At 58.4% G+C, this 8,035-nt stretch carries 6 protein-coding genes and 1 pseudogene; 5 read left to right on the top strand and 2 right to left on the bottom strand.

Annotated elements, in window-relative coordinates:
* From AC1D34_RS30230 to AC1D34_RS30220, 3 genes are all read left to right on the top strand, one after another.
* Positions 1-693 (top strand): isocitrate/isopropylmalate family dehydrogenase (locus AC1D34_RS30230; RefSeq protein ID WP_476826201.1); only part of this gene is annotated, 693 nt, incomplete at its 5' end.
* 166 nt (positions 694-859) lie between these two features.
* Entirely contained in the window at positions 860-1,816 is a 957-nt protein-coding gene (gene msrP, locus AC1D34_RS30225) for a protein-methionine-sulfoxide reductase catalytic subunit MsrP (protein WP_476826200.1), read from the top strand.
* A gap of 26 nt (positions 1,817-1,842) precedes the next feature.
* Entirely contained in the window at positions 1,843-2,409 is a 567-nt protein-coding gene (locus AC1D34_RS30220) for a methylated-DNA--[protein]-cysteine S-methyltransferase (protein ID WP_476826199.1), read from the top strand.
* 481 nt (positions 2,410-2,890) lie between these two features.
* Here the strand turns inward: AC1D34_RS30220 and AC1D34_RS30215 are convergent, their stop codons facing one another.
* A complete protein-coding gene (locus tag AC1D34_RS30215; protein WP_043233503.1) occupies positions 2,891-3,781 on the bottom strand; it encodes a LysR family transcriptional regulator in 891 nt (296 codons plus the stop codon).
* A 143-nt stretch (positions 3,782-3,924) separates the two neighbouring features.
* Positions 3,925-4,494: pseudogene (locus AC1D34_RS30210) on the bottom strand (FAD-dependent oxidoreductase); the annotation flags it as partial.
* A 914-nt stretch (positions 4,495-5,408) separates the two neighbouring features.
* Between AC1D34_RS30210 and AC1D34_RS30205 the strand changes: the two are divergent.
* Complete coding sequence (locus tag AC1D34_RS30205; protein WP_476826198.1) at positions 5,409-6,839, top strand: hypothetical protein; 1,431 nt, start codon at positions 5,409-5,411, stop codon at positions 6,837-6,839.
* Positions 6,836-7,912 carry a hypothetical protein gene (locus AC1D34_RS30200; RefSeq protein WP_476826197.1) on the top strand — a complete coding sequence of 359 codons (1,077 nt, stop codon included), beginning with the start codon at positions 6,836-6,838 and terminating at the stop codon, positions 7,910-7,912. Before AC1D34_RS30205 ends, AC1D34_RS30200 begins: the two co-directional genes overlap by 4 nt.
* The last annotated feature ends 123 nt before the right edge of the window (positions 7,913-8,035 follow it).

The following is an 8,035-nucleotide window of genomic DNA, read 5'->3' as shown; positions in this document are numbered from 1 at the left end:
GGCGTCTACTTCGGCGAGCCCAAGGAGATCGTCACGCTGGAGGACGGTTCCAAGCGCGGCGTCGATACCCAGATCTACACCACGCCCGAAATCGAACGCATCGCACGCGTCGCCTTCGAGCTGGCGCGCACCCGCCGCAACAAGGTCTCCTCGGCCGAGAAGCACAATGTCATGAAGACCGGCGTGCTCTGGAAGCAGACGGTCACGGCCCTGCACGCCAAGGACTACCGGGATGTCGAGCTCGAGCATGTGCTCGCCGACAATTGCGCCATGCAACTCGTGCGCTGGCCGAAGCAGTACGACGTCATCGTCTGCGACAACCTGTTCGGCGATATTCTCTCCGACGTCGCGGCGATGCTGACCGGCTCGCTGGGCATGCTGCCCTCCGCTTCGCTCGGTGCTGAAGACCCGGCTACCGGCAAACGCAAGGCGCTCTACGAGCCCGTGCACGGCTCGGCTCCCGACATTGCCGGCAAGGGCCTGGCGAATCCGATCGCGATGATCGGCTCCTTTGCGATGGCGCTGCGCTACTCCTTCGGTGCCATCGAGGCGGCCGACCGGCTCGAAGGCGCGATCGCCGATGTGCTCGGCGCCGGCACCCGCACCAAGGACATCGTCGCGCCGGGCGCCAATGCCGTCTCGACCGCCGAGATGGGCGATGCGATCGTCAAGGCGCTGGAAGCGCGCGGCTGACGCGTCCACTCCACACACTCCGACGCCATCCCGGTCCTGCGCTTCGCTTGGGCCGGGATGCATGGAGCCATGCGGTGAGGGGCTCGATGCCTCTCCCCCTCGTGAATTGCACTTGAAGCTCATCTGTGGACTAAGCTTCGCTCTCTGAAACGGAGCATGTCCGTCGATGCTGATCAAACGCCGCCCTGGCTGGGAATTGCCCGAAAGCCAGGCCACTCCCGAACATATCGCCATGAACCGCCGGGCCTTTCTCGGCGGGAGCGTGGGGCTGATCGCCGGGAGTACATTGCCCCAGATCGCAGCCGCGCAAGGCGCGGATCCGACGCTCGATCTCTATCCTGCCAAGCGCAATGCGAGCTACACGCTCGACCGGCCGGTGACCGACGAGGAGCTGCCGGCGAACTACAATAATTTCTACGAGTTCGGCATGTCCAAGGATGTCGTCAGTGCGGCTAAGAAGCTGCCGACGCGGCCCTGGAACATCGCGATCGACGGCATCGTCGAGAAGCCGTTCGAGATCGGATTCGACGATCTCATCCGCAAGATGCCGCTCGAGGAGCGGCTCTATCGCTTCCGCTGCGTCGAGAGCTGGGCAATGGCCGTGCCCTGGACCGGCTTTCCGCTGAAGGCCCTGGTGGCGCTGGCGAAACCGCTCTCGAGTGCCAAATATGTCAAGTTCGAAACCTTCCTGAACCCGCGCGTCGCCTCCGGGCAGACGCAACGCTGGTATCCCTGGCCCTATACCGAGGGGCTGACCATGGCGGAGGCGAATAACGACCTGACGCTGATGGTGACCGGGATCTACGGCAAGCCACTGCCGAATCAGCATGGTGCCCCGGTTCGCCTGATCACGCCGTGGAAGTACGGCTTCAAATCGGTGAAGTCGATTGCGCGGATCAGCTTCGTCGCCGAGCGGCCCAAGACCTTCTGGGAGGCCCTGCAATCGTCGGAATACGGCTTCTGGGCCAATGTGAACCCGGAGGTGCCGCATCCGCGCTGGAGCCAGGCCAGCGAGCAGGTTCTCGGTTCGCGCGAGCGTCGACCGACACTGCTGTTCAACGGCTATGGCGAGCAGGTCGCAGCGATGTACAAGGGGCTTGAAGGCGAGCGGCTCTACGTCTGAGGCCGCCGCTTCCGTCGGGAGGCGTGATGAGCCAGGGTTTCTGCCTGTTCGATACGGCAATCGGCGCCTGCGCGCTGGTCTGGAATGCCGAACGCCTGATTGGTGCGCAACTGCCGGAGCAGGATGAGGCGCGAGCCCGCCAGCGGTTGGCCCGGCGCTATCCGGAGGCTGTCGAAAGCGCTCCTCCGCCGTTCGTGCAGGATGCGATTGGCGCGATCATGGCATTGCTGCGGGGAGAGAAGAGGAATCTTGCTCACCTGCCGATCGAGATGGACGGTGTCTCGGCCTTCAACCGAAAGGTCTATGCGGTTGCCCTGAGCATCCCGCCTGGCGAAACCCTGACCTATGGCGAAGTCGCGGCGCGGATCGGCGAGCCGGGTGCAGCGCGGGCGGTCGGCGTCGCGCTTGGCGAGAATCCCTTCCCAATCATCGTGCCCTGCCATCGCGTCCTGGCGGCTAACGGCAAGACCGGCGGCTTCTCGGCCGATGGCGGGGTGGAGACCAAGCTGCGGATGCTGACGATCGAGAAGGCGCGAACCAGCGATGTGCCGAGCCTGTTCGATTCGCTGCCGCTGGAAGCGCGGCGGCGCTGACGATCTGCGCTGCCAGCTATGCCTGTCACCTCAGTCGGGGAGGGGCGCCAAACGATCGGGGCCTCGTACCTGATCGCAGGGGGCGATGCTCCCACATGGCCCATGGCTCTGCGCCGCAGCTTCGCCGGGATGATCGCGTATGCGCGGAGCAGACCGACGCAAGACGAAAAAAAGGCCAGCGTCCCGAGGGAGCTGGCCTTTGAAGTTTGAAACATCCGGCGTTACCGCCAAACATCTCAGAGGGGAACGGCTGGAACGAACTCAACGCCGGGAGGAGAATGCGGAGCCCGTTCCGAACAACCGTGATTGCTATATCGGGCAGCACGTGCCGTTTTGCAATGCAGCATAGCTTGGGGCCGCTATGCGGAAACTGCATGACCTATCATCATGTGCGACAAATTTTAGCCTAAATGGCTGAAAGCATGCGCTCGCCGCAGCGCGGGATACCCGCGCTGCGCGCATAGCCGGGGCATCCGGCCGTTTAGTAGGTCCAGCGCTGGGCTTTCTGGATCAGGAAGTCGCGGAATGCCTGCACCCTGGCCACCGACTTCATCTCTTCCGGATAGACCAGATAGCTTTCGAGCTGCGGCATCTCAGTCTCGCGCATGAGCTGGACGAGGGGTGAGCCGGTCTCGATCAGATAGTCCGGCAGCACCGCGATGCCCGCGCCGCTGTCGACTGCCCGCTTCATCGCCGTGATGTTGTTCACGGTGAGATGGATCGGGCGTGGGTTGCGCTGTTCGCGGCCCAGGGTTCCAAGCCAGTGCACGGCGGTCAGATAGGACGGCGAGGTGCTGCCGAACGACAGGAGCCGGTGATTGTCGAGATCCTCGTAGCTCTTCGGCTCACCGAAGCGCTTGATATAGGCCGGTGAGCCATAGACGTGGAAATGCACGGTGAAGAGCTTGCGCTGGATCAGGTCCGGCTGCTGCGGCTGGCGCAGGCGAATCGCGATATCGGCCTCGCGCATCGAGAGGTCGAGTTCCTCATCGGTGAGGATGAGGTCAACCTTGATGTCGGGGTAGAGATCGAGGAACTCCGCCAGCCTTGGGGTTAGCCAATGGCCGCCGAGACCGCGTGTCGCCGTGACCTTCAGCTCGCCCGATGGATGCTCGCGCGTCTCCGAAAGCTGGGCGCGCGTACGCTCCAGGCGCTGCGTCATCTCGCGTGCCGCGCGCCAGAGCAATTCGCCCTGCTCGGTGAGAATGAGCCCGCGCGTATGGCGGTGAAACAGCGGTGCACGCAGCTCACGCTCAAGCGCGCCAATCTGCCGACTAACGGCGGATTGACTCAAACCAAGTACGTCGCCAGCCTTGGTAAAGCTGCCGGATTCTGCGACGGTATAAAAAATCCTGATGCGGTCCCAATCCACCGCGGTTCCCCCGTTATGCGTTTCGTGCATGTTGGGGGGTAAAACGCAGGAACGTCAACGATTGCTTTGCCGACGGGGCCTCTTTTCACACTGAATCTCGTGAGACAACCCATCAACAATCGTGATGGGTTGTCTTTTTCGGCCTATTCGGCCGCTTCGCGCTGTTCCGTGACGTTGGCGGCAAGCCATCTTTCGGCATCGAGCGCGGCCATGCAGCCCAGTCCCGCGGCCGTCACCGCCTGGCGGTAATGCTCGTCGGTGACGTCACCCGCGGCAAAAACGCCGGGGATGTTGGTCTGCGTCGTGCCGGGCGTCACGTCGAGATACCCTGATTCACGCATGGCGAGCTGCCCGGTGAAGAGTTCGGTCGACGGCTTGTGGCCGATGGCGATGAAGACTCCGTCGGTCTTCAGTTCGCTCTCAGCGCCCGTCTTCAGGTTGCGGAGCTGCAGATGCGTGACTGATGGCGGCTGCGTACCGCCGCAGATCTCGGCGATCTCGCTGTCCCAGACGACCTCGACCTTGGGATGTTTGAACAGGCGATCCTGCAACACCTTCTCGGCCCGCAGCGAATCGCGCCGGTGCACCAGGGTGACCTTCGCAGCAAGGTTGGCGAGATAGAGCGCTTCCTCGACCGCGGTATTACCGCCGCCGACGACGACCACTTCCTTGCCGCGGAAGAAAAAGCCGTCGCAGGTGGCGCAGGCCGAGACTTAGTACCCCTGCGGTCGCAATACTCTGAGTGAGGGAATACGGCTTCAGGTGGGGTCCATGCCTGTACGTTGATCGGCGATTGAGACCCTATCCCAACTATACTCTGTGTCTCCTCGTAAGCCGGGGCCCGACGTAGGCCTAGATGCACCTTCAAACGACAACCTTCACTGGCCAGCCGGGTGAGCCAGATTGCCCCGGCTGAGCTGGTCGGGGTTGCTCGGCCGGGGCATTCTGGCGTCCAGAGGGGGGCCGCACGTGCTAGCGATGCCCAAAGTTGTAAGCGCCACGGACCTGAGGCTTTGGGTGGCGGGTCCCACTGAAGTCGCTCGTGCTCTCTAATTCAGCGTTCGTGGTGGCGATTACGTTCTCAAGCGGTGCGGCTCCTTGAGCTCCCCTTCCGGGAGACTGGCGCTCCGGGAGACACGCGCTCCGCCGGTCCGGGAGACTTCCGCTCCGGGAGACTGGCGCTCTGGGAGAGCGCTGTTCCGGCGGTCCGGGAGGACGACGTTTCAGGAAAGCCGCGTTCCGCGAGAACGGAGTAATGGGATACTATTTGCTTCGTATTAGAAAGGAGGATATGAACAAGATCGAAATAGAAATTCAACTCCGTTTTGCCAATAACGAGTAATAGGCGAAAAATAGAATATAGAATAGCGCTATGTATATTTCGGTATAGATAGTGTATAGTCATCATTTCAGATTGACTGATCGCTTTAGGCTTATGTGACCTTAATAGTATGACGATCATTAGGAATTTTTTAACCGATATAACATACCTGTCGATCTGCCGGGCGAAGTTGTCGACGTCCGACTGTCGGCGTCTTGGAGGCCGGGCAAACTGCTTGTTCGTGGGCGGAGTTTGGCGCAGCTCGCCGCCGTAGCCGATCCGCCATCGTGGTAGTAAGAGGTGCAGATGAAGCGGCCGACCGTTCCGAAGACATTCTCCGTCTTCGAAGTCGCTACGGATATCGGGGGTCGGGTCCTACCCGTGGTGATCTTCGATCGCCCGGACGAGGAGCCGCAGCCAATGATGGAGCTGACGGCTTTTAAGTACCAGATGCTGCGCCATGGCACGCCGCTGCCTAGACTGCGCTCTATCGCGAACACCATGGGGCTGCTCCATGACTTTCTATTGCTTCACGAAAGCCAACGGGTTCTGACGGCCGAGAGTTTACCGTCATTCGTGCTCCGGTTTTTCGTGGCGCGCTGCGCCGGCACGGTGGGGGCCGACGGGACCGATCCCAGTGGCCTGTTTTGGGGTGGCGCCAAGTACGAGACTTACAAGGTCGATCGCCAAAATATTCGAATGTACTCTGAGTATTGCGTTAAAAACTTTGGTTATATTCCACTCACAACGAGCTCTATATCAACTAATTATTTCGCTAATCGAAAAGTAGACGCTAGTATGCGTGTAAATTTGCGCAAGTCAAAGGCTGAATTCTTTGCTCATCTTCAGTATTACCGGGAAGAGCGGCGACCGGTTGGGCCCTCTTTGTCAAGTCGCCCAGCGTCAAGTCGAATTGGTGTTTCAGATAATCGATCTTTCATTCCGGACGATGAGTTACGTAGTATAATTCTTCAAACTAAAAGTGTTGTCCAAAGAATGGTGTTTGTGGCGGGTGCGTTTGGGGGTCCAAGGATTTCAGAGCAATTGAATATGTGGCGCGAGGATGTCTTGCCTGGATCATATAGACCCATTCTATTCCCTGACGATCGGGCATCAGACGTTCCGTTGATCGTTTTGGCTCATCCCTATGCCGCTCAGTATATTGGGAGGATGTCGATAGATGGCGCATCCAGAGCGCAGCACTTGATGGAGTTTTACGCAAGATGTCCAAGGCCAGGACTGGAGGATAGCGGTCGGGCTGGCTGGAAAGGCATGCTTATGGACAACGAGCAGCTTCAACTTAGCCAKGTATTCTGGATAAGCAGATATTGGGCGGATTATTATTATCAACTGTCACTTGAGTTAAAAGAAGAAATATTGCCGCGTGTTCCTCGCAGTATATTGGCATCTCACCCCTATCTTCTTATCAATGATGATCCTAAAGGGGAGTTCTTTGGCCTTCCTCTGAAATTGAGCAACCTCGCTAAGGCATGGGAGCGAGCTTGCCGACGCATCGGCCAAGAGCCGTATCGAGGAGCCTTTCATCTTCATGGTCTTCGCGCCACATACGTGCGCTGCCTGCGACGCTGTCCCGGTATCGACGCAGAGCACCGGCAAAGATTCTTGCATCACATAAATATTGAGAGCCAATCAGCTTACGGAAATGACCCTGCTATACTACATGATCGGCTGAGGTTATTTGAGCTGTCAAACCAGAATATCCTAGGTGCGCCATGATTATCCCCGTCGATTCGCCTGAGTGCGAGCGGTTGACCGCGGGCATTGGTAAGAGAACCATCCTTCTCAATGCGTCGGAGCGCGATTTCGTGCTGCTCAAGACGCCGACACATGTTGAGATGGAGGAGTTGCTCAAGGCCTTTCGGATCGAGCAGTTGGCTTGGCTTCGTTCGCTTATGACGTCCGAAGTTAAAACGCTCGGTCTCCGAAAGAACCATGCGGACAGCGGAATCTATGGAGCGTCTTGCTACATCACAGGCGAGCGCGTATGCGCAGCGCGCTTTTTGCTTACCGACGGACTTCCCGACGAGGCTCAGGAGATCCTCAATCGGACACCGCGCCGCATCGAAGGGAGTGATTTATCTCGATTGCTGAATCTGACCCAGGCAGACGCCAAGAAATTCGTCCTTGCATCATTGGGGAGCTCCGTTGCGAGCATGTCGCGGGTGCTCCGGGAGCAGTACGCCAACGAATTTCTCATGCCTGAACTAGAGCAGAAACTGGCGTCCCTGGGTTCCATGCCGTTTCTTGATTGGTTAGCGCGATTTTGTTCCGAACCACAATTCGATGACTCTGGCCGAAGAATTACCACGCACGTTCCTTTCGTTCTTATGCTTTTTCTTCATCGGTGTGGTTTCTTCCTGTTTCCAACGACAGTTTCGCGAAAAAAATGGTTTACATTGAACATCCCAGATTCAATGTGGCTCACTAAGAATAGGATAAGATTATACAGGGAAACGGCCGATGCTGTTCGGTCTATTACAAAGGGATATGAAAAAGGTCAGTCTACTGCGCCCGTAGAGCTCATCTTACGGCAAATTATGCTTCGATCGACGATATCACGCGAGGAAGACGTTGGCTCCGTTTTGCAGTCTAAATTTTATGACTACCGATACTATGACGATAAAAGGAAGAACTATACGCAAATATCGACCATTACAAACAAAATCATGCGCGTTTGGTCCGCGAAGGCGGGTGTCAAATTTGTGGTAAGTCGTAGCCGGGACAAGGTCGGGCGCGATCTGTTTGGCTGGACACATGATCCTGTTAGAGCCGGATTTAAAAGGAGTTGAGCGATATCAGCAGGTTGTGATTCCCGTTTGGTGCTGAATCAAAAGGGGTTTCCGATGGCCTGGACCGATATCGCTCGCGCCGAGCATAACCGTGATCGGCTTCGCTTTCCAAGTGATCTGACG

It is taken from the genome of Allobosea sp. P1_A7 (genome assembly GCF_056406775.1).
Note: the sequence above shows the minus strand (reverse complement) of the source record. Positions and strands in the feature narration are given on the sequence as shown.